Here is a 25,129-nt window from a genome sequence, read left to right on the forward strand (position 1 = left end):
CGCTTTTCTTGTGGCCGCAACGAATTTCAGCGGCTTGTTATGTTTGAGGTTCAGGTAAAATCCAAGCTTAGTACTTCACCGGTATCGTTTAGCTCATCCCAAGAACACCTTACTTCTGTTTGGCTATTGCACATCTTGCATAAAACCTCGCCGGAGGCACAATATTGAGTTGTATGATTACCAGATGACTCTGAGTCTTCAACTTCTAATTCAGAGAGACTGAACTGGATCTCTTCTCCACACTCATCATTACTACACGTTATCGTTGGCATATTTTCTCCTTAATTTTTATTTTCAAACATAACAGTTTTATTCATGCGCATGCGCGTTTTGACGCTTCGCTTCCTTTTTATGTTTCGAGTCTAACCCACTGTCTCTGCTACGAAAAGTGACTTAAACAAGTACCTCATATAGCGTGCAAACGCGCATGTGCGTTTACACGCTGATTTGACCTTTATATTTGGCACACTATCAATCTGCCCAAGTTTCTAACTTATTGATTAGTCTTGTATTTCTATTAATCGTTAGCGGCAATTCGAGCATGGAGATTTTGGTGGTGGGGCGTAAACGCGCAAAAAATCGACCAATTCACTAGATATACTGTATGCAAACTATAAAGCTATCAATAAATCTGAGCGTCTTTTTTATAGATATAGTGCAAGGTCAGAAGCTTTTATCAGCGTTTTCTGGCTACGCCTTGATAGGAATCGCTGTGTGGTAATGTCTGAATATTCAAGTGAGCCAGTTAGTTCCATTAAAGGCGTTGATGTGACTGAATTTCAAATGCACAGCTAATTGCTCTGCAATTAGAGCATGTTTCATACCTTCGTGAGATCAATATTTGTTGCTATTAAATCGAGGTTATGGCGAAAAAGTTTCGCTCTTACGGGAAAGGGTTAATCCAAGTTAGGCGGTCGGCGGCTGTGTCAGCCGCCTAGCTTTTTACGGTATCTTTTGTTCGTACTCAAGCCACTGCCTGACGGGTCATTTGTATTTGGTTTCGGGCGGCAAAGGCGGCGACTTCACCCACAATAATTAAGGCGGGGCCGCTGGCTGAATAGCGTTCGGCTAAGCGCGGTAGGTCCATCAGTACGCCGGTGTGTACTTCTTGGTTGGGTAGTGTGCCGTTGGCGATCAGGGCTACGGGGGTTGATTCGTTGAGGCCATCGCCCAATAAACGTGCGGTGATCATTCCGGCTTGTTTCAGGCCCATATAAAATACGCGGGTCGGATTTTGGCTGGGTTCGTAATCACCAAATTGGGTGTGGCCGCTATCGAGCATTAGGGCGTTGCCATATTGGCGATGTGTGAGTGGGATTTTCGCTGCGGCAGCGCAGCCTCCGGCGGCGGTAATGCCGGGTACGATATCCACTTCTACGCCGTGTTTCATTAAATATTCTAGCTCTTCACCGCCACGACCAAAGATAAATGGGTCGCCGCCTTTTAAGCGCACAACTTTGCCGTATTTACGGGCGCTGGTGAGCAGTAACTTTTGAATATCCACTTGGGTCATTTTGTGTGCGCCACAGCGTTTACCAACATGAATGCGGGTGCATTTCTTTGGTAGCATGGCGAGTATTTCTTCTGAAATTAAGCTGTCGTACAACACAATATCCGCTTCGCTTAATACGCGCATGGCTTTAATCGTCAGTAACTCTGGGTCACCTGGGCCGCCGCCTACTAGCCATACTTTACCGAGTGTTTGTTGGTTAGATTCTGATTGTTTTGTATTAAGGCTAAGTGTTTTTTTACTGTTCATTTTGATATCCACTTATTCGGCAGTCATGGCGTCGGCTGCGTTGGTTGCTAGCGCTTCGCGTTGTATTAATGCTTTTAATTCGGGTATGCACGAGCCGCAGTTAGTTCCGCATTTTAATGCTTCGCCTAGGGCTTCTGCGGTGGAGCAGCCTTGTTGAATACTGTTTTTGATGGTGTTTTCGCCTACTTGGAAGCAGGAGCAAATAATCGCGCCTTTGTCGGCTTGCTTGCCTAATGGGCGGCCTGCAAGCAGTGCTTTGCGATCATTGGCGCTGAGCGTTTCGTCGTTAAAGCGTTCGATCAACCACTGGCGTGCGCCAAAATCGTAATTTTGATGAATAAATATGACAGCTTGTAGGCGTCCATCCGTGAGTAGGGCGAGTCGGTAATGGTTGTGGCTAGGATCGCTCAGCGTTATCCAGTCGCCTTCGGGTAGGCGTGCTTTTAGGGTTTCGATTAATGCGAGTGGCGATTCACGGTCGGCAATTTCATAGCCGTGACCAGTCTCGGTAACGCCATAAATCCAATAGTCGGCAGGAAGTGGGCCAAGGTCTTTGCGGCTTAGAATAAATCCCTGCCAAGCGGTATTAAATGGGCGCGCGTTCACTTGAGTGAATTTTAATTCTGGCTGGCCAGAAATGGGATCGGTTGTTTTGGCAATTAAAGTACCCATGCGCGCTTTGCTGGCGTAACGATTGGTCCAGTGCATTGGTACAAATAATTCGCCTTTGCGCTGGCGGCCATCGTTAATGACTTGTGCGCGAACAATAATATGGCCGCGCTCATTATGTATTTCGACTAAGTCGCCGTGTTTAATGCCGCGCAGATTCGCATCGTCAGGATGAATGTCAGCATATGGCTCAGCGATGTGCTGGCCTAAACGTGCAGATTTTGCCGTGCGCGTCATGGTGTGCCAATGATCGCGAATACGACCGGTATTCATCACTAGGTCGCCTTGGGAATGTACTTCGGGTAGGCGTGCTTCTACGTTAATGAATTTGGCTTTACCGGTAGCGGTGTAAAAATGACCGTCGTCGAAAAAGCGCGCGCGACCACTTGGGTATTGGTCGTTAACTGGCCATTGAATCGGTGCGAGTGCATCGTACTGGCTGCGGCTCATGCCGACTAAACCGGATAAGTCGAAGTCGCGTTTACCGTTATTTTCAAACGCGGATAAACGGGCGTGCTCGTCGAATACATCACTTGCGTGTTCGTAATTAAAAGCTTCTTCATGGCCAAGGCGACGACCAACTTGAGAGATAATCCACCAGTCGGGCATGGCTTCACCCGGCGAAGGTAAGAATCCACGCTGACGAGAAATTCGACGTTCGGAGTTGGTGACTGTGCCATTTTTTTCGCCCCAGCTTGCTGCCGGTAATAATACATGGGCTGCGGCGGTGGTATCTGTGTTGGCCATACAATCTGATACCACAACTAATTCACAACGCTTCATCGCTTCTTTAACATCGTCGGCGTCGGGCATGCTCACCAATGGATTGGTCGACATAATCCAAAGAAACTTAATTTTGCCTTCTTTTACTGCATTGAATAAGTCGACGGCTTTATGACCAGGGCGTTCAGCAATGGTTGGCGCCTGCCAAAAGCGGCGTACTAAATCGCGTTCTGCAGCGCTAAAGTCCATATGGGCTGCAAGTTGATTTGCCAGCCCTCCAACTTCACGGCCACCCATTGCATTCGGTTGGCCGGTAATCGAGAAGGGAGATGCACCTTCTTTTCCGATACGTCCAGTAGCCAAATGTAGGTTAATAATGGCGTTGGCTTTATCGGTGCCAGCCGAACTTTGATTTACGCCTTGAGAATAAAACGTCACTGTTTTTGGTGTATCACGGAACCATTCAAAAAATAGATTTAAATCACTGCTGGAGACATCTAAAGGCTGAGCGAGTTCTTCGAAGGTTGCGCTACTGGCACTGGCGCTTTCAAGCGCTTCGGCAATACCATCGGTGTGGTTATGAATAAAGCTGTAATCCAACGCGTTACTTTGATCCATATAAGTCAGCAGGGCGTTGAATAAAAAGGTGTCCGATCCAGGGCGAATAGCTAAATGCAGGTCGGCAATATCACATGTCGCGGTACGGCGAGGGTCGATCACTACGACCTTCATTGCCGGATTAGCTTTTTTAGCTGCAACAATGCGTTGGAATAAAATGGGGTGTGCCCATGCTGCATTACTACCGACCATAATCAATAAGTCGGTTTTTTCTAAATCTTCGTAATTGCCCGGTACGGTATCAGATCCTAACGAACGCTTATAAGAGGCTACCGCAGAGGCCATGCATAAGCGCGAATTGGTGTCCATGTTGGCGCTGCCAATAAAGCCCTTCATTAGCTTATTCGCAACGTAATAGTCTTCTGTTAATAATTGGCCTGAACCATAAAAGGCAACGGCGTCTGGGCCGTGGGTATGTATAACTTGCTGAATCTTGTCGGCTACTAGGCTTAGAGCTTTATCCCAGCTCGTACGCTTGCCGTTCATGGTTGGATACAGAAGGCGGTCGGTGTGATCAATCGTTTCGTGCAGTGCAGAGCCTTTTACGCACAGGCGACCAAAGTTAGCAGGATGAGCTTGCATGCCAGCGACGGGTTGAACACTGCCCGTTTGAGCTGTTGTTAGATTGGCCGTTGGTGATATCTCTCCGGCTTGGTATTGAACAGTTACACCACAGCCTACTCCGCAGTAGGGGCATGTGGTATTGGTCTGTTGCAATTCCGTTATCATCATCGTTTGCCTTTTTTAACCAAAAAAAAAGCGCTCACAGAATCCCTGTGAGCGCCAATGCTCTTCTTACACAACACAAAATGGTGATACCGCCTTTGGTATCGGAGAGTCTTCAGGAGTGTAGCTACTAGAATTCCCTCATTGGTTTATTACGTATCAAGATTGGTGCCAAGTCTATATTTACTTTCTCTTAGTCAGCAACCACGACGGTATTATGAGGGTATCCAGAGGCATTGATTATGTTTTCAGCAAATCCACACCGACGATTCCCAATTAAGCTTTTGGTTTTTTGCACTGCAATAGTGCTTCGTATGTCTATTTTGTTGCACTTTGGTGCTAAAGCTTTGTGTTTGCCGACTTCGTTTCACTTAAGTTTGGTCGAATATTGACCGTTCCCCGCGTATTTACTTGCGATTTTTCATTTGGCATTACAATTGCTAAACAACTTTCGATGTTTCCCACTACAACGGCGTAATGAGGAAATAGAGCAATGGCGCACCCAAGGAGAATTCCGATATATGACCAGATAGAGAGACATCATAATGAGCAAGAAACGCATAATAGTCGTTGGCAACGGCATGGTTGGTCACAACTTTTTAAACACTCTAGCCACATCAGAACACGCATCCCAATTTGATCTCATTACTTTCTCAGAAGAACCACGTCTGGCATATGATCGTGTTCAACTGAGTAAATATTTTTCCGGCGCTACCGCAGAAGATTTATCACTAACGACTCCTGATCATTACGATGACTTGGGTATTACCTATATTGTTAGCGATAAAGTCGTTGGTATTGATGCCAACAATAAAACCATTACGACCTCTACTGGACGCGTTGAAGGCTACGATAAGTTAGTTTTGGCGACAGGTTCTTATCCGTTCGTTCCTCCTATTCCTGGCAAAGATCAAGATCATTGCTTGGTATACCGTACTATCGAAGATTTAGAAGCTATTTCTGCATCGGCAAAAGTGAGTAAGACCGGTGTTGTTGTGGGCGGTGGTTTATTAGGTTTGGAAGCGGCTAATGCTTTGCGTGAGGCGGGATTAGAAACTCACGTTGTTGAATTTGCTCCGCGTTTAATGGCGGTTCAATTAGATGAAGGCGGCGGTAAATTATTACGCCGTAAAATCGAAGATTTAGGTGTAACGGTTCATACCGAGAAAAACACCAAAGAAATTGTGGCGGGTGAAGAATGCCGTTATCGCATGAATTTTGCGGATGGCTCCTTCTTAGAAACCGACATGATTTTATTTTCTGCAGGCATTCGCCCTCAGGATGAATTAGCACGCCAATTTGGTTTAGATATGGGTGAGCGCGGCGGTATCGTTGTGAACGATTATTGCCAAACATCAGAAAAAGATATCTATGCGATTGGTGAATGTGCGCTTTGGGATAACAAAATCTACGGCTTGGTTGCTCCTGGCTATCAGATGGCCAAAGTAGCGATCCAACATATTGTTAGCCAACTAATTACCCATGAAGACCCAGCACTTGCCTTTAAAGGCGCAGATATGAGCACCAAGTTAAAACTTTTAGGTGTTGATGTCGCGTCGATTGGGGATGCGCACGGTCATACGGCGGGAGCACAAAGCTATGTGTTTAGCGATGATGTTGCCGAAGTATATAAGCGCTTGGTTGTTTCGGCTGACGGTAAGAAATTACTGGGTGCGGTATTGGTGGGCGAAGCTGAAGCCTACGGCACGTTATTGCAACTAATGCTTAATGATATGGATATTCCGGGTAGCCCTGCGGCATTAATTTTACCAGCAATGGGTGACGAGCCTGCGGTTGGTCTAGGCGTGTCGGCACTGCCTGATACGGCTCAAATCTGTTCTTGTTTTGATGTCACCAAAGGCGATATTAATGCGGCGGTTCAAGGTGGCTGTTGCACCATGGGGGACATCAAGGGGGCCACGTTAGCATCGACGGGTTGCGGCGGTTGTTCTGCCTTAGTTAAGCAGGTGATGGACGCCGAGTTAGCATCTATGGGTGTTGAAGTTAACAATAACTTGTGTGAGCACTTTGCTTACACGCGTGCTGAGTTGGCCGACATTATTCGTATTAAAGGCTACACCAGCTTTAAAGAAGTGGTATCTGGACATGGCTCTGGCCACGGTTGTGAAATTTGTAAGCCGACAGTGGGTTCTATCTTGGCGTCGTACCAAAATGAGTATGTGCTGAAAGAAGAGTTAATGCCGTTACAAGATACCAACGACATCTTCTTGGGCAACATGCAAAAAGACGGTACATATTCTATTGTCCCGCGTATTGCTGGCGGTGAAATTACTCCAGAAAAACTCATTGTGTTAGGCCAAGTCGCTAAAGAGTATGACCTGTACACCAAAATTACGGGTGGTCAGCGTATCGACTTATTCGGTGCACAATTACATGAATTACCCGCTATCTGGAAGAAACTAGTAGATGCAGGGTTCGAAACTGGCCATGCCTACGGTAAATCACTGCGTACTGTTAAATCGTGTGTTGGTAGTACTTGGTGTCGTTACGGCGTTCTTGACAGCGTTTCAATGGCATTGGCATTAGAGAATCGATACAAAGGTTTACGCTCTCCGCACAAAATTAAATTTGCGGTGTCTGGCTGTACTCGTGAATGTGCTGAAGCACAGTCGAAGGACATTGGTGTTATCGCAACCGAAAAAGGTTGGAACTTGTATGTGTGTGGCAACGGCGGTATGCGCCCTCGTCATGCAGACTTGTTCGCAACCGAACTTGATGATGACACCTTAGTTAAATACATCGACCGTGTGTTGATGTTCTATGTGCGTACTGCTGATCGTTTACAGCGTACATCGGTGTGGATGGAAAACATGGAAGGTGGTTTGGATTACCTACGTGACGTTGTAATTAACGATAAATTGGCCATCGCAACTGAATTAGAAAATGAAATGACTAAAGTTGTTGATACTTACCAGTGTGAGTGGAAAACCACCATTGAGTCACCTGAAAAACTAAAACGTTTTGCCCATTTTATTAACGCGGATGAGCAAGACAATAATCTGCAATTTGTGCGTGAACGTGGACAGCGTCGCCCTGCAACTGAGAAAGAGCGCATTGCATTAGTCAATGTCACTGCCGAGTAATAAGGAGCGATTTATGTCTACAACTACATCACATACAGAACAGCAGGGGAATACTATGACTACTTGGACAAACGTTTGCTCGTTGGCCGATATTAATCCTGACACCGGCGTGTGTGCGCTGGTGAATGGCAAGCAGGTTGCCGTATTTCGTTACGGTGAAGGCGAGCAGGTTTATGCCATTAGTAATTTTGATCCATTCGGTAATGCTAATGTATTATCGCGCGGTATCTTAGGCTCGATTGGTGATCGCCCAGTGGTGGCATCACCGTTATACAAACAGCACTTTGATTTGACGACGGGTGAGTGTTTGGAAGATGCAGATGTAAAAATTCCAAACTATCCAGTAACGATTGAAAATGGTGTGGTGAAAGTGGCCGGATAAGCCACTTTTTCTCGTGCCAGCGGTTACACCCAGATCAAGAAAATAATGGAAATTAGAAAATGAGTGCTGAAAAATTTAATCTTTTTGCTTTCACCGGCAAAATGAAGGTCCTTCATTTGAGTTGGATGGCTTTCTTTATTACCTTTATGGTGTGGTTTAACTTTGCGCCTATGTTGCAAGCCATTGCTGCAAGTTTGGGCTTAGAAAAATCAGAAATTAAAACCTTATTAATTTTGAACGTCGCATTAACAATTCCAGCGCGTGTCGTGATCGGTATGTTAACTGACCGTTATGGCCCACGTATTGTTTACTCTGCCTTGCTCGCCGTATGTGCTATTCCGTGTTTTATGTTTGCTTTGGCCGACACATTCGTACAGGCAGCCATTGCGCGTTTTATGCTCGGTTTTATTGGTGCCGGTTTTGTGATCGGTATTCGTATGGTGAGTGAATGGTTCCCTGCCAATGAATTAGGCACAGCAGAAGGTATTTATGGCGGTTGGGGTAACTTTGGTTCTGCGGCTGCGGCATTTACTTTGCCTGTGATTGCTATTTGGTTTGGCGGTGATGAAGGTTGGCGTTATGCCATTGGTTTAACGGGTTTAATGAGTCTGTTATTCAGTGTTGTGTACTATATGAATGTATCGGATACACCTAAAGGATCGACTTACTTTAAACCAAAAAATATGGGTGCAATGGAAGTGACCAGCAAAGGCGATTTCTTCTTCTTGCTGATTATGAAAGTGCCTATGTATGCCGCACTTGCCTTATTAACGTGGAAATTGTCGCCGTCCGGCGTTGCTATGCTGTCTGAAACCACATCGCTATTATGTTATGTGGGCTTAGTACTGTTGTTTATTTATGAGGTATCTCACGTTTGGAAGGTCAATAAAAATATCTTTCATACCCCAGTGCCAGAAATGCATCAGTACAAATTCAAGCAAGTTGCTGTACTAAACATTTTGTATTTCGCCACCTTTGGTTCGGAACTGGCCGTGGTATCTATGTTGCCATTGTTCTTTGCTGAAACCTTTGAGTTAACCCCAGTGGTTGCCGGTATGGTTGCATCGGCTTACGCCTTTATGAATCTAATGTCTCGTCCTGGTGGCGGTTGGCTGTCCGATAAGTTTGGTCGTAAGCCGACCTTGTTAATTTTAACCGCTGGTTTAGCGGTCGGATACTTGCTGATGTCGATGGTTGATAGCCAATGGCCTTTATGGTTGGCGGTTGTTGCGGCGATGGCATGTTCATTCTTCGTACAATCAGGTGAGGGCGCAGTATTCGCTGTGGTGCCTTTGATTAAACGTCGTCTGACTGGCCAAATTGCCGGTATGACAGGTGCTTATGGTAACGTCGGTGCTGTTACTTACTTAACCGTATTGTCGTTTGTTGATTACTCGACTTTCTTCTTGGTGATTGCGGGAACTGCCGTTGTTGGTTTTATTGCATTACTAATGATGGAAGAACCTAAAGGGCACATTGCTGAAGTTCGTGAAGACGGTTCGGTTGAAATGATCAGTGTCGGGCATGGCTGATTGATAAACACCGCGGCTTAGGCCGCGGTTTTCAATTCGGGGCTACACACTGCACTGTGGCCCCAAACTTGGTAAGCTACCTCCAACCATACTCCACGCGAGTCTCCCATGAGTTCAGAGTTATCCGTAACCTACGGTGGTTTCACCAGTGCTGGCATTAAAACTGAAAATCAAGATGCCTTTGCTGCGTATCAGCCGACGTTATCTATAACCCGCTATAAAGGTATTGCTGCCTGTATCGCCGATGGTGTGAGCTGTAGCGAAAACGCCCAGCAAGCCAGTATCACCAGCGTTACGCATTTCTTAAATGACTATTACAGTACCCCCGATAGCTGGGACGTTAAAACCGCCGCTGGAAAGGTACTTAGCTCACTGAATGCGTGGTTGTATCATCATGGCCAACAGGCTTCTGCACGTCATAATAGTTTGGTGACGACGTTTAGTGGGGTCGTTTTAAAGTCGAATACGCTGCATGTCTTTCATGTTGGCGATAGTCGCATTATGCGTTTGCGAGGTACCACGTTAGAGCCACTCACTCGCGATCATACGCATCGTCATGGCAATGGCCGTGAATATTTAAGTCGCGCTTTAGGGATGGATACGCATCTTGAGGTTGATTATCACACGGTTGATATTCATGACGGTGATATTTTAATTTGTACCACGGACGGCGTGCATGGCTTTTGTACTAACTCGGAATTTATTGAGTTGCTGTCACCTCTGCAAACTCAGTCGACCTCGAATGCTCAAAATGATATTGAGAGTGTTGCAAAGCGAGCCGTCGAATTAGCGTTGGAAAAAGGCAGTGATGATAATTTAACCTGCTTTATCTTGCGGGTTGATCGTGTTCCTGAAATGAACTTGGAAGAAACCCAGCGAGAATTAACCGATAGAGCGATTCCTCCTGTATTGAAAGTGGGTGACCGGATTGATCAGTATCGAGTTGAGCACATTGTGTATGCGGGTACTCGTAGTCATCTGTACAAAGTTCTCGACCTGCGTAATAACAAGCGCTACATACTCAAAGCGCCGTCACTAAATTTTGAAGAAGATTTGGTCTACCTCGAAGGTTTTGTCCGCGAGCAGTGGGTGGGGAGTCGAATAGATCATCCACATGTCATGCGTATTTTACCGCCTGAGCCTGAAGGACGGTTTCTGTATCATATTTGTGAATTAATCGAAGGTGCGAATCTTCGCCAGTGGATTCACGATCATCCTAGTGCCAGCGTCAACGAAGTTCGTGGTATCGTCGAGCAAATTATCCATGGCTTGCGTGTCTTTCAACGAGCAGGGATGGTGCATCGTGATCTCAAGCCAGAGAACGTGATGATCACAACGGCGGGTCAGGTAAAACTGATCGACTTCGGCACCGTTGCGGTTCGTGGCTTAGCAGAAATACGTTCGGCAATTGAAGAGGACTGCCCCGTAGGCTCGGTTAATTATATTGCGCCGGAATATGTTTTGGATGGTGTAGCAGTGATGCAAAGTGATTTGTTTTCGCTAGCCGTTATGGTTTATGAAATGCTAAGCCAAGCGCAGCCATTTAAAATGGATCAAGTTCATCGTCGTGGTGCTCGTTCGATTAGCGAGTGGTCGTATCAAGCGTTAACTGAGCATCGTCCTGATTTACCGCGTTGGTTAGATTTAGCAATCCAAAAGGGTTGTCATCCTGATCTGAAGCAGCGTCAACAGGCGTATTCTGAGTTTTGGAATGATTTGTTGAAACCGAATCCAGACTTGATTCGTAGTTTTAAACGACGTCCTCTTTTACAGCAGAATAGTGGCCGAGTTTGGCAGGTTATTAGCTTTGGCTTGTTAATCGTGGTGATTGCACAAGGATATTTTCTCGCAACTGGCTAGCGTGTTTGGAGTTAACGCTGTGTTTTTTATGACTAATAAAAACAATAAATTCATGCTGAGTTATTGCCGGTTACTAATGGTATTTTCGCTTGGATTGTTCGTTAGCGTTTCGCCGATGGCTGCGGCTGAAGGGCTGATTACTGATATTAGTTATCCTAGTGGTGACTTTAGCGACTTTAATGATGGCAAACCCGTCGGAAGTGTTTCGTTTGGTTATTTTCAGGAACCTGGAGGTACTCGATCAGGCGCTGAATTGGCAATCATGAGCGATATTTCTGCGTATACCTCAGGCCGTCTTTCTGGAGTGTTGTACTTTGGTAAGAACTCCGAAGGCGTTGAGGATGTTTTTGCGGGATATTCGATATCTTTATTGTTCCATACTGATTTTTCGCATGTAAACATCCTAAGTGGCGTCGGAATTTTCTTAGGTGAATCGTTGGTGTGTGATGAGGATGTCGACACTGACTCAGAAGAAGAATGTGAGAAAGAAAGTATTGGTGCTTTCTTTCCCGAACTCGGCGTTTCGATTGATTTGGGTGGTGTACGTATATATCCCTATGTACGGCGCTATTTTGATTCTAAAATTCATAATAAAGAAAATCGAGATGCTTACGGGTTACAGCTAGGCATTCATTTCTAAAAAAGCCTAGCTACTTGTATCAATAGATCTCTACTAAGCCGCCGCGCAATAGGCTTGGCCTAAAATCAATTGTCCGCGAATAGCGTTAATATCACGATTTTCTGACATTAACTCGAAATACCAATGGCTGTCGGCTACATCGCCAACACAGAGCACGCCAATAATTCGATTGTTGCGAATTACTAACTTTTTATAAACGCCATCAACTAGGTCTTTTAGATCTAAAATTTCGCAATCGTCCGTGGCATCGAATTCTCCAATACTGTGCACATCCAATCCCGATACTTTTAACTTGGTTAGATGAGTGCGCTCAATATAGTCGATTAATGTGCTTTTATCCGTGTCTTCGGTTTTTAAGCGGCGTGCTAGTACCTTTGCTTGATCCCATATCGGAGCCACTAGGCCATAGGTTGTACCGTCGAATTCACAGCATTCGCCCAATGAATACACATTAGGTTCCGATGTTTCCATTTTACTATTAACGCAAATGCCGCGACCGGTGAGTATGCCAGCGCTTGCTGCTAATTCGATATTAGGAATAATGCCCGTCGCAAATACCACCAACTGGGTTGGCGTTGTTATCAATTCACCATTTTTGGTTAGCTCTAACGCCGCGAGGTCACCGGCGGGAGTTAAGATTAAGCGCTGAGGAGTAGCGCCGGTGATAACGTCGATACCGCGAGCAATGAGTTCGTGCTCTAATAATTGCGAGGCTGTTTCGTCAAGCTGACGGTTCATTAAAACAGGGTTGCGGTGCAATAGGGTGACGCGTACGCCGCGGCTACGTAAACCAACCGCTGCCTCAACACCTAATAAACCTGCACCGATAACAGTGGCATGTTCAAGTTCGGCTAAGCGTGTGGTCATTGCATCGACATCCGTCATGCTACGAAAGCCAATCACCGAGCGATTATCTGTACCTTCTAATGGCGGTATTGCAGAACGGCTTCCGGTGGCAAATACGAGTGCATTGTATAAAAACTCGTTGCCATTCATGCAGGTGATTTTTTTTGCTGATTTATCAATAGTTGATACAGCATGATCTAAGTGTATTGCGATTCGGTGTTCTTCGTACCAAGGTGCATCGTGTGGGGTGATGGCTTCAAGTGTTGTTTCATCCGCTAGTAATGGCGATAACATAATGCGGTTGTAATGAGCGATTGGCTCGTCACTTAATACATGAATCTGACTGTAAGGGTGATCGGTACCCAATTCTTCCAGTAGACGGTTGCTTGCCATGCCGTTACCAATTATCACCAATACATTATCAGTCATGCGGAATCTCTTTTTATAATCAATTTTAAGCAAAAAAGCGGCCGTTACCGACCGCTAAACAACGAATGTTTTACAGCAGCACGTTATTAGAATTTAGCTTGTGCCCACAGCCAGAACTTATCGGTGTCAACATAAGTGTCTTCAGCCGAGTAGGTTGCGTATTTAGCACCAACCGTTACCTTGTCGTTCAGCTTTTTTACGGCTAGCAAGTCGATTTCGCTACCGTAGTCGTTGCTACCTTCGTCAGCTTTAAAGTCGTGGTATACACCAACCAATTTAACGCCAGCAGCCATACCTGCGACTTTTAAGTAAGTGTCGCTTAAGCCGTCTTTCGGAGTGGCTAGGAACATATCTGCCCAGCCGTTAAATGCATGCTTAGTTGCCAACGGGGTTTGGAAGCCGTAGTCGCCGCTATCGCTACCTAATGTTTCGTTACCAAGAGCAATGGTGATGCCATCGACAACAACGCCGCCTTCCAATGCGTAGTAGAGAGCATCGAAATCATCGGTAGATTGAGTTGCGACTTCGGCGCTGTAGATCACAGACAGATCATTTACTGCGGTTTTACCACCAAAGCTTGCACCAAATGTATCGTTCTTGGCGTCGGTGTCATCGTCTTTTAGCAAATACGCATATGCCGTTAACTTACCGGCTTTGATACCACTGTAACTGATGTTTAATAAGTGATCGGTAACGTCAGCATCGAATTTAGGAAGAATGCTGTTTACTTGATCAATGTATGAATATTTTACCGCCACATCGCCGATGGTGTAGCCAACGGTTGCTGCATCAAATGTTTGTTCGTTTGCGCGCCAGCCGACGTTACCAACAAAGCGGGCGTTATCTAGAATAATACGCTGACGACCTAAAACAGCGGTATAGCCATCGTTGGCATAGCTGATTTGGGCGCGGTTCCATTCACGAACTTCAGGGTCAGCAACCGTATCAAAACCGGCTGTTTCTGGAGCGTAGTTATCAATCATAGCGTTGACAACTTCATATTCAGCTAGAAATTTGAAGCCAGAAAAATCTTTGCTTTCATATCCAAAAGCAGTATCTGCAATTAAGGCGTTAGCTGTTTTGCTGGCGCCGTTATCTTGATCTGCAGATTCAAAACGGGCCGTTACGTCAGCGTAGAATTTGCCATCGCTAATAGCATCAGCGAACGTTTGGCTAGCTGCTAACCCCAATGCAATAGCAAGTAATGTTTTTTGCGCTTTCATGGCATTCTCCTTTATCGAAGCCTGGTAGTTCTGAGTTTTTAAGTTTTAGTTTTGGATTTTTTAAGCAACTTTTTCTGCTGCTTGTTCTTTTTCGGGTTCTTTTGCCTTCTCTACGGGCATTGAATCGTCGACCTTTCTTTGTTTTTCGTAGAGGAAGCTCAATACTTGCTGGCGATATTTGTTATAGGTTGGATCATCGGCCAGTTGGATACGATTACGTGGGCGCTCTAATTCGATATTTAAAATCTCGCCGACTGTTGCAGAAGGACCGTTGGTCATCATGACAATGCGATCAGACAGCAATACAGCTTCATCAACGTCATGGGTGATCATGATGACGGTGCTGTTTAAATCTTTTTGGATTTCCATTAGTGAATCTTGCAAATGGGCGCGGGTCAGAGCATCGAGCGCTCCGAAAGGTTCGTCCAATAGCAAAACACTGGGTTCCATTGATAGAGCACGGGCGATACCAACGCGCTGCTTCATACCTCCAGAAATTTCATCTGGACGTTTGTGCATGGCGTGCCCCATGTGTACTAAGTTAAGGTTGTGTTCAATCCACGCCTTCATTTCAGCTTTAGATTTTTTACCTTTAAATACTTGCTGAACCGCTAGTTCCACATTTTGGTAAGCCGTTAACCAAGGTAAGAGTGAATGGTTTTGGAACACGACCGCACGTTCCGGGCCCGGCTCGTTTACTTCTTTACCTTCTAATACAACACCGCCTGTCGTTGCTTGATATAAACCTGCAACAATATTGAGCACAGTCGACTTACCGCAGCCTGAGTGGCCAATCAGTGATATGAACTCACCTTTTGCAATTTTTAAGTTCACATTTTGTAGTGCACAAAATGGTCCTTTTGGCGTTGGAAATTCAATACCAACTTGAGTTAATTCGAGTAATGGATTCATGATATTTCCTTAACGCAAAGTGGCTGATTTGTCCCAAGATACGCTGCGCTGAATTCTCAGCATGACGCGATCAAGGAAGAAGCCGATTAAACCGATGGTGATGATAGCGACCATAATTCGGCCTAATGAGTCGGAGCTGCCGTTCTGGAATTCGTCCCAAACGAACTTTCCTAAACCGGGATTTTGCGCCAGCATTTCTGCCGCGATCAGTACCATCCACGCAATGCTTAGCGATAAGCGCAGGCCGGTAAATACCATAGGAATCGATGCCGGAATCGCAATTTTACGTACATGAGTTATCCAGTTCAGACGAAGTACTTGGCTCACGTTCACTAAATCTTTAGGAATGGTTGCTACACCAAATGCAGTATTAATAACGGTTGGCCACAGGCAGCACAGCATCACGGTGACAACGGAGGTAATAAATGATTTTGGTACAACAGGATCGTCAGTAACGTATAACGCGCTAACAACCATAGTCACCAGTGGTAACCAAGCAAGCGGTGATACGGGTTTGAAAATTTGAATAACGGGGTTGAAGGCGGCGTGCAGGTTTGCACTTAAGCCGATAACAATGCCCAGTGGTATGGCTAAAATAGACGCTAGTAAAAATCCGCTTAATACGGTGACTAGGCTAGTACCAATTTGATCTATATAGGTGTTTTTACCGGTGTAATCGCGGATTTTTGGTACATAAGTTGGGTCGTCTTTTACACGTTGTGCGTTGCGCTCTTCTTGGCGCTCATAAAATGCTTCCGCACGTTCACGTTCAGCAAAATGTTCTGCCAATAAGTTCTTCGATTGCTCTAACACTTGCGCTGGGCCAGGAAACTTACCGAGTGACGTGTCGATACTGTTAGCGGCGGCTGACCATAGCATTAAAAATACTAAAATACCGACCAGTGGAATACCGATTGTTTTGGTAATGAGTTGCACGTTTTGAGCAACGTTCTCACCTTTGGCGACTTTCACGAACGGCTCTAACCAGGCAATGTTCGATAGCGCAATGTTCATAATTCTACTCCTTGGGTGGGCGAGCCGTATGGCTCGCCCGGTCTTCATGTCTAAAGCGTTATAATTAACAACTTACGGTTTTTCGTTGCCTTTCAAGCCAATCTTAAATTGGTCGATATAAGCGTTTGGTGTTTTACCGTCGTAAGTAAGTCCGTCGATGAAATCGACTTGCGCAGGTTTAAATCCAGATTCAGTGGCAAAGTCTGGGAAGTCGGCGACTTTTAATTTGCCTTCTTTAATCAGTTCTTTTGCTGCTGTTGCATAGATATCTGGACGATAAACTTGCTTCGCAATATCCATGTACCAGCTATCTGGTTTTTGTTCAGAGATTTGGCCCCAACGACGCATTTGAGTTAAGTACCAAATGGCATCTGAGTAGTAAGGGTAGGTGGCGTTATAACGGAAGAATACGTTGAAATCAGGCACGTCACGCTTGTCGCCTTTTTCGTATTCGAAGGTACCTGTCATGGAGTTCGCAATAACTTCATAATCCGCGCCGACATAGTTCGGTTTAGACAGAATTTTTACTGCTTCAGGACGGTTGGCGTTGTTGTTCTCGTCTAGCCAAGCTGCTGCACGAATCAATGCTTTCACAACGGCTTTATGAGTGATTGGGTATTTTTCTGCCCATTGTTTGCTAACACCGAATACTTTTTCTGGGTTATTTTTCCAGATTTCGTAATCGGTAATAACGGGTACGCCAATACCTTTAAATACAGCTTGTTGGTTCCACGGCTCGCCTACACAGTAGCCATAAATCGTACCGGCTTCCATGGTGGAAGGCATTTGTGGTGATGGCGTTACGGATAGCAAAGCATCGGCTTTAATTTTGCCAGAAGTGTCGCCTTTTTCAGGAGCATAATAGCCCGGGTTAATACCACCAGCCGCTAACCAATAACGTAGCTCGTAGTTGTGCGTTGATACTGGGAAAACCATACCCATGTTGAAAGGCTTACCTTCCGCTTTGTATTTATCAACAACTGGCTTAAGAGAATCAGCTTTAATTGGGTGAACTGGCTTGCCATCGGCTTGCATAGGAACATGGGGTTTCATTTGCTCCCAGATGTCGTTAGAAACAGTAATTGCGTTACCGTTTAAATCCATGCTGAAAGCGGTAATGATGTCGGCTTTAGTGCCGAAGCCAATAGTGGCGCCCAAAGGCTGGCCCGCGAGCATGTGAGCACCGTCAAGCTGACCATCAATTACTCGGTCTAATAGTACTTTCCAGTTTGCTTGTGCTTCTAATGTTACATACAAGCCTTCGTCTTCGAAGAAGCCTTTTTCATAAGCAATCGCTAGAGGAGCCATATCGGTTAATTTAATAAAGCCGAATTTTAGTTCTTCTTTTTCTGGGTAGTCTTTCGCCAACGCATAAGGTGATATCAGCGTCGCCATGCCTGTTGCTAATACGAGCGCGCTCTTAATGAACGTGCGACGTAGTGTTTTTGTTCCCCGCATTGTGCTTCCCCTTTTTTGAAACCAAAAAAAAGGCGCTTATGACGTAATAATTACGTAATAAGCGCCTTTGCTTGTATTTGTGTCTAAAAGTTGGATTTCGCCGTTGAGATCCTGAAATACCTAATACAAAGCTTGTGCCAACTTTTTAATCCCTTAATAAATGGAATGAAATCGGCTTTTTAATTAATGTTTGCACCATATAAAATCAATAATGACAGATAGTAATCTGATATGAGCTAGGATGGTGCACGCACGCGAGTGACATTGGTTGTCATTATTTGCGCTAAATAAGGGCGAGCGCGAAGGGTGGGGTTTATTTGTGGTGCATTATATTTGGGTTAGGGAGGTAGTGTTTTGGTTTGAGGGGTAAATAAAAAATCGCGATAAGATCCGCTCTTACTTATAAAGAGTCGTAAGAGCGGAGCTTAACTAAATGAGCCGATTCAAACTTGTAGGAGCGACACTTTTTCGTGATTCATCTTTGTTAGCGATATTTAAAGCCGGTTGCGCCCATTGCCGTATCGTCCAGTTCCCACGCTTGTTGAATATCAAAACGTAATTGATGCGAAGTTGGTGGCAAAGCCTGATCGGCCAATGCAGCCCGGTAGGTAGCGGTTGCGTAGCATTCGTTAACGATGGCGTCATTATCCAAATTATCGGCCGCCCAGCTCCAGCGCTGCATTTGGCTTAAAAACCATTGTCCGTGTTCTGGCCATGGATAATTGGCGTGGTAGCGATTAAACACGAGCATATCATCGACTTGAGTTGCTGGTTGACGCTTACGGTAGACAAACTTACCCGATAGAGCAGGTTGTACAGCATCCACCGGTAAATGAATGTGCTTGGCGAGTAGTTTTGCCGCGTCGTCGCGATTCGCATCGGCCCATGCACAGGCTTGGTACAGTGCTCGAATCATAGAGTTAAGCGTATTGGGATTATCATTCGCCCACTGTTGAGTGGTGCCTAGTACCTTGTCTGGCGCGTTGCTCCATAAATCAGGCCCAGAGACTAAACACTCACCAACACCCCGTTGAATAGCTACTGTGTTCCACGGCGCGCCAGCAAAAAAGCCGTCAATATGTTGTAACGCTAAGTGATCCACCATTTGTGAAGGGGGCAGTACAACTAATTGCACATCACTATCGGGATTGATTCCTGCACTGGCCAACCAATCTCGTAATAGAAAATTATGAATAGAGAAGGGGAAAACAATCGCGAAAATCAGTGTTGGTTTATTCTCGGTTTTGCGCTGGGATATAACGGTTTTTAGCGCGTCGAGTGCCTGCTTTGCGTTGCCACTGATATCACGTATGTCTGTCGCTGCTAATTCGGCGGCGAGGTTATTAGAGATGGTAAACGCATTGCCATTCAAACCCATGGCGAACGCTGTTTGCATCGGCTTGCGCAAACCGCCAATGCCTAAGTGGGTGGCTAATAACATAGGTGCAAGCATTTGTGCCGCATCTAAGTGGCCGACGAGTACTTTATCGCGAATATTGGCCCATGATACTTCTTGCTGCAATTCAACGCTCAATCCTTCGCGAGCAAAGAATCCCATTTCGTCAGCGACGAGCAGGGGAAGGCTATCGGACAAGGGCATATAGCCGATTTTTAAATTCGGTTGCTCAAGTCCTGATGTTGCTACGTTGTTTTTGGTCATTGCTTGTTGCTCAATCATTAAACAAGTTCATTACAGAGATGATGTTCTTCGCAACATCCACCATGCGCTGCCCGCGATCCATCGCCATTTTGCGCATGGCGTGGTAAGCCTCTTCCTCGTTGAGGTTCTTGTGTTTCATCAATAACGATTTGGCTTCGTCCAACAGCTTACGGTCGGCGAGTTGATTCTTCGTTTTTTCTAACTCGCCACGTAGGGCTTGGAACTCACGAAAGCGCGCAACCGCCACATCCATAATGGATTTCACCCGTTTGGGGTTCAAGCCATCGACAATATAAGCACTTACGCCTGCGCGAATGGCTTTTTCAATGGTGCTGGAATCGTCTTCGTCAGAGAACATGATGACGGGCTTAGGATTATGTTGGTTTAGTACACTCATGTGTTCCAACATGTCACGGTCGGGGCTTTCGATATCAATAATAATGGCGTCTGGTTGATGCTCTTCTACACGCTTCATCAAGCCTTGGGCACTACTGAGGCGCGCAACAACCGTGCAACCTGCGTCGGTTAGCGCCTGTTCAAGAATCGCCGCACGAGCCGGTTGATCATCCACAAGCATGATTTTAAGGCTGGAGCTAGCGCTGCTAATTTGGGGGGCGTCGAGGGACATGGATCAGAATCAATTCCGCTTTTGGTTGGGCTAATAGTATCAATAACAGTCAGTTTTTGCTGAGATGTTTATCGTTCTATTGGCCTGACCGTGGTCAATAGAAAGTTTAAACGGTCAAACGCGACGAACCGCTAGACCTATTGTGTTTAGTTAATATTCTGTCTTTGCGAGCGAATATCGAGGCTAAGCACGAGTTTTACACGATTCTGCTTTAGTCTGGGCCGCTATTTTGGGACAATGTCCGACCAAAGTAGTCAACCTTAGCGATTTCCATGTCTCAGCAAGAACAACACCTCTTTTCTAACTATCCCTACTGGGCAGAATGCTTCGGTACGGCACCGTTTTTACCGATGTCACGGGAGGAAATGGATGTGCTCGGCTGGGATAGCTGTGATGTGATTTTGGTGACGGGTGATGCTTATGTCGATCACCCAAGCTTCGGCATGGCGGTGATGGGCCGTATGCTCGAGTCTCAAGGCTTTCGCGTCGGTATTATTGCCCAGCCAGATTGGAATAATCCGCAAGACTTTATGAAGCTCGGTAAGCCGAATTTCTACTTCGGTGTGACCGGCGGCAACATGGATTCCATGATCAACCGCTATACCGCCGATTTGAAAGTGCGCAGTGATGATGCCTACACACCGGGTGGTGTTCCAGGTAAACGTCCTGATCGCGCTGTCATTGTGTATTCGCAAAAGTGCCGCGAAGTATATAAAGATGTACCGATTGTTATTGGTGGTATCGAAGCATCTTTGCGTCGCATAGCCCAGTACGATTACTGGAGCGATCAAGTACGTCGTTCGGTATTGATCGATTCGGGCGCCGATATTCTGCTTTATGGTAATGCTGAGCGAGCCATTGTTGATTTGACTCATGCCTTGGCTCAAGGCCGCAGTGTTTCTGAACTCACCGATTTACGTGGTACGACCATTGTGCGTGAAGCGCCGCCAGCCGGTTGGACTGAAATCGACTCCACTCGTATTGATTGGCCGGGACATATCGACATGATCCCGAATCCGTATGAGATGAAAGACACTGAAAAAATGTCGTGCAGCACAGACAACAAGACGGAAGAGGGCGCGGATTCGGATGTCATGCCGATCAAGATTGTGCCTATGCCGTTGCAGCGCAAAGTTGAACACGATAAAGACACCAGCTATGTGCGTTTACCGTCGTTCGAAAAAGTACGCAATGACAGCGCTTTGTATGCTCACGCATCTCGCGTATTGCACCAAGAAGCTAACCCTTATAACGCGCGCCCGCTGATTCAAAAACACGGCACGCGTGAGATTTGGGTTAATCCACCACCGATACCGCTGGAAACCGACGAGATGGATTCGGTATTTGGTTTCCCGTATGCGCGTATTCCGCATCCGAGCTATGGTGACGCCAAGATTCCTGCCTACGACATGATTCGTTTCTCGGTCAATATCATGCGTGGTTGTTTTGGTGGTTGTACCTTCTGTTCTATTACCGAGCACGAAGGCCGTATTATTCAGAGCCGTTCGCAAGAATCGGTACTGACTGAAATTGAAGAAATTCGAGATAAAGTGCCGGGCTTTACCGGTACGATTTCCGATTTGGGTGGCCCTACGGCCAACATGTATCACCTGACCTGTAAGAGCGAAACGATTCTTAAGAATTGTCGCCGTTTGTCGTGCGTGTACCCAACCATTTGTAAGAATTTGGAAACTAGCCATAAGCCGACGACGGAACTGTATCGCGCTGCACGCAAAATTCCTGGTGTAAAACGTATCGCCATCGCCTCCGGTCTGCGTTACGACCTTGCGGTAAAAGACCCTGAGTACGTGCGTGAATTGGTAACCCATCATGTTGGCGGCTTGTTAAAAATTGCTCCCGAGCACACTGAGCAAAACGTACTGACCAAAATGATGAAGCCGGGTATGGGCACCTACGATGAATTTAAGCGCATGTTCGATAAATTCTCGAAGGAAGCCGGTAAAGAACAATACCTAGTGCCGTATTTTATTGCTGCTCATCCGGGAACGGAGAATAGCGATATGATGAATTTAGCCTTGTGGTTAAAAAAGCAAAAAATGCGCGTAGACCAAGTACAAACCTTCTATCCATCGCCAATGTCTCTGGCAACGGCTATGTATCACTCGGAACGCAACCCATTACAGCGCATGAGTTATAAATCGCAGAAGATGCACATTCCGCGGGATATTGCTCAACGTCGTCTGCAAAAAGCCTTCTTGCGTTATCACGATGCTAAAAACTGGCCAATGCTACGAGAAGAATTAAAAGCCATGGGACGTACCGATTTAATCGGCTCTGGCCCTAATGCATTAATTCCTGCTGAAGATGTGAGTAATCGAGGCCGTCATGTGCCTCGCCCTGGTTTTAAGCCAAAGGGTCGAATTAAGCGTTAGGCAGAAAGAAACCCGCCATAAAGCAGCCTGCAATGAGTAATTTTCTGATGAGAATTATTTAATGTGGGCTTTTTTATAGTTTAAAAACCAATATTTTTATCTGCATTTAGATATTCATCAAAATAATCTCATTTTAGAGAATAACAGCATACATTGAACTTTCTTTTGTATACCCTGACGAAGTATTAAGTTTAATACTGAAAATGGAGATTAAAATGAAGCGTATTTCAATGTTATTGGCTACGGCAGCAATGGGTCTTGTATTAGCGGCATGTAGTGACGATGCAAAAGATTCGATGAAAGATGCGGCTGAAAATGTAGAAAATGCTGCGAAAAATACCGCAGAAACGATTAGCGAATCAGCGCACGATGCTAAAGATTCTGCTGAGGAAGCCGCAGAAGACGCGAAAGAGTCGATTGCAAAAGCAACAGGAACCGAAAAAAGTAAGGCTGAGCAGCTGAAAGAGGACATTGAAGACGAAGCCTCTGATGCGAAAGAAGAAATCAAAGAAACGATGGATAAATAGTACCGACGTTAATGGTTAGTGCTTGGATCCCTCGGCAAAACTGCCGAGGGATAGCCATTTGAGTCGATGAGGGCGCGTACTTAATATCATGCCTATGCTGGCCGCTGCGGCTGCACCTATCATAAGCCACACCAATACAGCCATCGAAGCATGGTCCGCTTTAAAACAACACAGCGCTGATAAAAAAATTGCACTCCAACCTATCATACGCAAGCGCGTGGACGCTGGTTTTCCCGATCTAACTTGTTTCCAGTGACTTGGTAGCGATAGGGCCAGCCAACTCATTGCTATAAACATTAAAATGATGGCAAGAATCAGCCACAAGGTATTGTTATTCATATGCAGCCTTAGAAGAAGAGTCTTCCTTTTTGTTGGTTTCAGGTTGCAGGTGTGACGCTGCTTTCCAGCTTGTAGCGGCAACCGCTAATAAACTTAAATCGACGCCTGCCACTGCCCAATACGGATTAGTGAAGATTGTTTTAATTAAATGATCTCCTGTTGTAAGCCAGTTGGCTGTCACCGCTGTGATGGATAAACCAGCAATAAGCAAACATTGCTCACGCCACGCCGGATTTTTTTCACCTCGGGCAACGGGTTCACTGCGTAGGGTGGCATGTAAAAAACTGAACGCTAATGCAATGCAGAAAATCCACTTTTCCCAGTCACCTTTATTGAGCATATCCGCAGGCAGTAGTCGATTGGCTAGCAGCATAGTCACTGCTGCAATGACAATGCCCGTGACGGTCGTAATGGCAAATGCATCAACGATACGACTGCCTTGCCTGTTATTTTTCGCGTGCTGTTGTTTACGTTTCTCGGTGAAGAATATAAAGCCGGTGGCAATGCATACACACCCGAGTAGGCCGCCCAAAACGTAGAGCCAACGTAAAAACCAATGTTCGAAATGCTGAAGGTGTAAGCCGGTTAAAAATTCCGCAATGCTCTCCGCAGTAGAGTGCGGAGGATCTTCACGCAATACTTCGCCGTTGCTGGCTTTAAAATGTATGCCTTCACCAACAAGCGATACACGATCACTGCCAGCGCGATAAATACTGACGTAGCTGTTGGCATCACCGACATGGTGAACCATTAAAAAGCCAACTTCACCCGCCATATCGCGTGCAGCCCAACGTCGTTTTGCTTCGCTTACCATATCATCAACTGAGGCCATCGAAGCCGCAATTCCTGAACGCTCATGAGGTAATCCGGTCGTATCTGCTTCAATAGTTTCATGCATATTATGAAGCGGTTTGAGCATGGTATTGGTAACAGGGAGGTAATAGAAGGCGGCGAAAATGATAAGACCCGTTAGCGCAAAAAAGAAATGAAATGGTAAGGCAACGACACCACTCATATTATGCAGATCTAAGGTTGCCCGCTGTGTTTTCTTTTCTCTTCGGAAGGTGAAAAATTCACGAAATATTTTACGGTGAATCCAAACGCCACTCACCAGCGCTACCAGCATAAAAAAGGCCGCAATACCGACAATATAGAAGCCGATGAAATTCCAGTTTAAATTAAGACTGTAATGCAGTGGGTAAAACCAGTCGCTGCCGATTTTCAGGGAATTACTCGGTAATTCTTCGCCGCTGCGCGGATCAATTGTTACTCTGCCATGAATATGATTATGCTCTTCGGTATTCAATGGTTTTGGTACGCGAAAGCCAATGCCCATAAGCAATACTGGATCACGGTGGGTGGTATATGCCCAGTATTCGTCGGCCGGTAATTCCGTGCGCGGTGTCATATCTCCAGCGTCTGGATCATGGTAGATAGGCATCAAACGATTATATTCAGCGACATCGGGTTCGGTGCGTTCGAATACATCGAGAAGCATGGTATCGAATGACGGCATCGGCTGTGGATCAAAACGCGTATCTGGAATAGCCCAACGATCGATTTCTCGGTCGAAAACAGAGAGTGCACCGAAGAAGAAACAAATCATCAGTACAAAGCCAAAAATCAATCCTAGCCAAGTATGTAGCCATGCCATCGCTTGGCGAGTGTTTGCAAATTTCACGGTGAT

19 protein-coding genes are annotated in these 25,129 nt (G+C 45.8%); 7 read left to right on the forward strand and 12 right to left on the reverse strand.

All coding sequences use genetic code 11. The features are described 5' to 3' along the window. Nucleotides 1–50: 50 nt before the first annotated feature. The 3 genes from TOL_RS18935 to TOL_RS06970 form a co-directional block, all read right to left on the reverse strand. Complete coding sequence (locus TOL_RS18935) at nt 51–272, reverse strand: hypothetical protein (RefSeq protein WP_015486602.1); 222 nt, start codon at nt 270–272, stop codon at nt 51–53. A 692-nt stretch (nt 273–964) separates the two neighbouring features. Then, a complete protein-coding gene (gene cobA, locus TOL_RS06965) occupies nt 965–1,759 on the reverse strand; it encodes a uroporphyrinogen-III C-methyltransferase (RefSeq protein WP_015486603.1) in 795 nt (264 codons plus the stop codon). A 12-nt stretch (nt 1,760–1,771) separates the two neighbouring features. Then, a complete protein-coding gene (locus TOL_RS06970) occupies nt 1,772–4,501 on the reverse strand; it encodes a nitrate reductase (protein WP_231848014.1) in 2,730 nt (909 codons plus the stop codon). A 539-nt stretch (nt 4,502–5,040) separates the two neighbouring features. Between TOL_RS06970 and nirB the strand changes: the two genes are divergently transcribed. The 5 genes from nirB to TOL_RS06995 all read left to right on the forward strand — a co-directional run bounded on the left by nirB (nt 5,041) and on the right by TOL_RS06995 (nt 12,013). After that, on the forward strand, nt 5,041–7,599 hold the full coding sequence (gene nirB / locus TOL_RS06975) for a nitrite reductase large subunit NirB (RefSeq protein WP_015486605.1): 2,559 nt from the start codon (nt 5,041–5,043) through the stop codon (nt 7,597–7,599). A 13-nt stretch (nt 7,600–7,612) separates the two neighbouring features. Beyond that, nucleotides 7,613–7,981, forward strand: coding sequence for a nitrite reductase small subunit NirD (nirD, locus tag TOL_RS06980; RefSeq protein ID WP_015486606.1), 369 nt, complete (start codon nt 7,613–7,615; stop codon nt 7,979–7,981). Between the two features lie 59 nt (nt 7,982–8,040). Further along, complete coding sequence (locus tag TOL_RS06985; protein ID WP_015486607.1) at nt 8,041–9,513, forward strand: NarK family nitrate/nitrite MFS transporter; 1,473 nt, start codon at nt 8,041–8,043, stop codon at nt 9,511–9,513. Nucleotides 9,514–9,621: 108 nt separating this feature from the next. Further along, entirely contained in the window at nt 9,622–11,373 is a 1,752-nt protein-coding gene (locus tag TOL_RS06990) for a bifunctional protein-serine/threonine kinase/phosphatase (RefSeq protein ID WP_015486608.1), read from the forward strand. A gap of 28 nt (nt 11,374–11,401) precedes the next feature. Next, nucleotides 11,402–12,013: a hypothetical protein gene (locus TOL_RS06995; RefSeq protein WP_144055342.1), complete on the forward strand. Its 612-nt coding sequence runs from the start codon at nt 11,402–11,404 to the stop codon at nt 12,011–12,013. Between the two features lie 33 nt (nt 12,014–12,046). On the opposite strand, the gene TOL_RS07000 is transcribed toward TOL_RS06995, so the two are convergent. The 7 genes from TOL_RS07000 to TOL_RS07030 form a co-directional block, all read right to left on the reverse strand. After that, complete coding sequence (locus TOL_RS07000; protein ID WP_015486610.1) at nt 12,047–13,288, reverse strand: NAD(P)/FAD-dependent oxidoreductase; 1,242 nt, start codon at nt 13,286–13,288, stop codon at nt 12,047–12,049. Between the two features lie 86 nt (nt 13,289–13,374). After that, nucleotides 13,375–14,511: a hypothetical protein gene (locus TOL_RS07005; RefSeq protein ID WP_015486611.1), complete on the reverse strand. Its 1,137-nt coding sequence runs from the start codon at nt 14,509–14,511 to the stop codon at nt 13,375–13,377. 60 nt (nt 14,512–14,571) lie between these two features. Beyond that, complete coding sequence (locus TOL_RS07010; RefSeq protein ID WP_015486612.1) at nt 14,572–15,423, reverse strand: ABC transporter ATP-binding protein; 852 nt, start codon at nt 15,421–15,423, stop codon at nt 14,572–14,574. 9 nt (nt 15,424–15,432) lie between these two features. Further along, a complete protein-coding gene (locus tag TOL_RS07015) occupies nt 15,433–16,437 on the reverse strand; it encodes an ABC transporter permease (protein ID WP_015486613.1) in 1,005 nt (334 codons plus the stop codon). A gap of 72 nt (nt 16,438–16,509) precedes the next feature. Continuing rightward, the gene (locus TOL_RS07020; RefSeq protein WP_015486614.1) at nt 16,510–17,895 is read right to left on the reverse strand and encodes a CmpA/NrtA family ABC transporter substrate-binding protein; all 1,386 of its coding nucleotides are present in this window, start codon (nt 17,893–17,895) and stop codon (nt 16,510–16,512) included. 484 nt (nt 17,896–18,379) lie between these two features. After that, nucleotides 18,380–19,573, reverse strand: coding sequence for a CmpA/NrtA family ABC transporter substrate-binding protein (locus TOL_RS07025; protein WP_015486615.1), 1,194 nt, complete (start codon nt 19,571–19,573; stop codon nt 18,380–18,382). Continuing rightward, nucleotides 19,566–20,183 carry an ANTAR domain-containing response regulator gene (locus TOL_RS07030; RefSeq protein ID WP_015486616.1) on the reverse strand — a complete coding sequence of 206 codons (618 nt, stop codon included), beginning with the start codon at nt 20,181–20,183 and terminating at the stop codon, nt 19,566–19,568. The genes TOL_RS07025 and TOL_RS07030 overlap by 8 nt, the downstream gene beginning before the upstream one ends. A gap of 272 nt (nt 20,184–20,455) precedes the next feature. On the opposite strand from TOL_RS07030, the gene TOL_RS07035 reads away from it, so the two are divergent. Further along, nucleotides 20,456–22,576 (forward strand): YgiQ family radical SAM protein, encoded by a 2,121-nt coding sequence (locus TOL_RS07035; protein WP_025265705.1) that lies wholly within the window; start codon nt 20,456–20,458, stop codon nt 22,574–22,576. 215 nt (nt 22,577–22,791) lie between these two features. Beyond that, the gene (locus TOL_RS07040; RefSeq protein ID WP_015486618.1) at nt 22,792–23,103 is read left to right on the forward strand and encodes a hypothetical protein; all 312 of its coding nucleotides are present in this window, start codon (nt 22,792–22,794) and stop codon (nt 23,101–23,103) included. A gap of 15 nt (nt 23,104–23,118) precedes the next feature. Here TOL_RS07040 and TOL_RS07045 read toward each other — a convergent pair whose 3' ends face one another. Both TOL_RS07045 and TOL_RS07050 read right to left on the reverse strand, forming a co-directional pair. Beyond that, complete coding sequence (locus TOL_RS07045; protein WP_015486619.1) at nt 23,119–23,442, reverse strand: DUF3325 domain-containing protein; 324 nt, start codon at nt 23,440–23,442, stop codon at nt 23,119–23,121. Beyond that, the gene (locus TOL_RS07050) at nt 23,435–25,123 is read right to left on the reverse strand and encodes a PepSY-associated TM helix domain-containing protein (RefSeq protein ID WP_015486620.1); all 1,689 of its coding nucleotides are present in this window, start codon (nt 25,121–25,123) and stop codon (nt 23,435–23,437) included. The genes TOL_RS07045 and TOL_RS07050 overlap by 8 nt, the downstream gene beginning before the upstream one ends. Nucleotides 25,124–25,129: the final 6 nt, after the last annotated feature.

The organism is Thalassolituus oleivorans MIL-1 (assembly GCF_000355675.1).
GTDB classification, from domain to species: domain Bacteria; phylum Pseudomonadota; class Gammaproteobacteria; order Pseudomonadales; family Oceanobacteraceae; genus Thalassolituus; species Thalassolituus oleivorans.

Excerpts from the sequence above, each read along its gene's own strand:
- TOL_RS07045 (WP_015486619.1), bottom strand. The coding sequence starts at position 23,442 with ATGAATAACAATACCTTGTGGCTGATTCTTGCCATCATTTTAATGTTT.
- TOL_RS07015 (WP_015486613.1), bottom strand. The coding sequence starts at position 16,437 with ATGAACATTGCGCTATCGAACATTGCCTGGTTAGAGCCGTTCGTGAAA.
- TOL_RS06995 (WP_144055342.1), top strand. The coding sequence starts at position 11,402 with ATGACTAATAAAAACAATAAATTCATGCTGAGTTATTGCCGGTTACTA.
- TOL_RS07035 (WP_025265705.1), top strand. The coding sequence starts at position 20,456 with ATGTCTCAGCAAGAACAACACCTCTTTTCTAACTATCCCTACTGGGCA.
- TOL_RS07005 (WP_015486611.1), bottom strand. The coding sequence starts at position 14,511 with ATGAAAGCGCAAAAAACATTACTTGCTATTGCATTGGGGTTAGCAGCT.
- TOL_RS06990 (WP_015486608.1), top strand. The coding sequence starts at position 9,622 with ATGAGTTCAGAGTTATCCGTAACCTACGGTGGTTTCACCAGTGCTGGC.
- TOL_RS07010 (WP_015486612.1), bottom strand. The coding sequence starts at position 15,423 with ATGAATCCATTACTCGAATTAACTCAAGTTGGTATTGAATTTCCAACG.
- TOL_RS07040 (WP_015486618.1), top strand. The coding sequence starts at position 22,792 with ATGAAGCGTATTTCAATGTTATTGGCTACGGCAGCAATGGGTCTTGTA.
- TOL_RS07020 (WP_015486614.1), bottom strand. The coding sequence starts at position 17,895 with ATGCGGGGAACAAAAACACTACGTCGCACGTTCATTAAGAGCGCGCTC.
- TOL_RS06985 (WP_015486607.1), top strand. The coding sequence starts at position 8,041 with ATGAGTGCTGAAAAATTTAATCTTTTTGCTTTCACCGGCAAAATGAAG.
- TOL_RS07000 (WP_015486610.1), bottom strand. The coding sequence starts at position 13,288 with ATGACTGATAATGTATTGGTGATAATTGGTAACGGCATGGCAAGCAAC.
- TOL_RS06970 (WP_231848014.1), bottom strand. The coding sequence starts at position 4,501 with ATGATGATAACGGAATTGCAACAGACCAATACCACATGCCCCTACTGC.
- nirB (WP_015486605.1), top strand. The coding sequence starts at position 5,041 with ATGAGCAAGAAACGCATAATAGTCGTTGGCAACGGCATGGTTGGTCAC.
- TOL_RS07030 (WP_015486616.1), bottom strand. The coding sequence starts at position 20,183 with ATGTCCCTCGACGCCCCCCAAATTAGCAGCGCTAGCTCCAGCCTTAAA.
- nirD (WP_015486606.1), top strand. The coding sequence starts at position 7,613 with ATGTCTACAACTACATCACATACAGAACAGCAGGGGAATACTATGACT.
- TOL_RS07025 (WP_015486615.1), bottom strand. The coding sequence starts at position 19,573 with ATGATTGAGCAACAAGCAATGACCAAAAACAACGTAGCAACATCAGGA.
- cobA (WP_015486603.1), bottom strand. The coding sequence starts at position 1,759 with ATGAACAGTAAAAAAACACTTAGCCTTAATACAAAACAATCAGAATCT.
- TOL_RS18935 (WP_015486602.1), bottom strand. The coding sequence starts at position 272 with ATGCCAACGATAACGTGTAGTAATGATGAGTGTGGAGAAGAGATCCAG.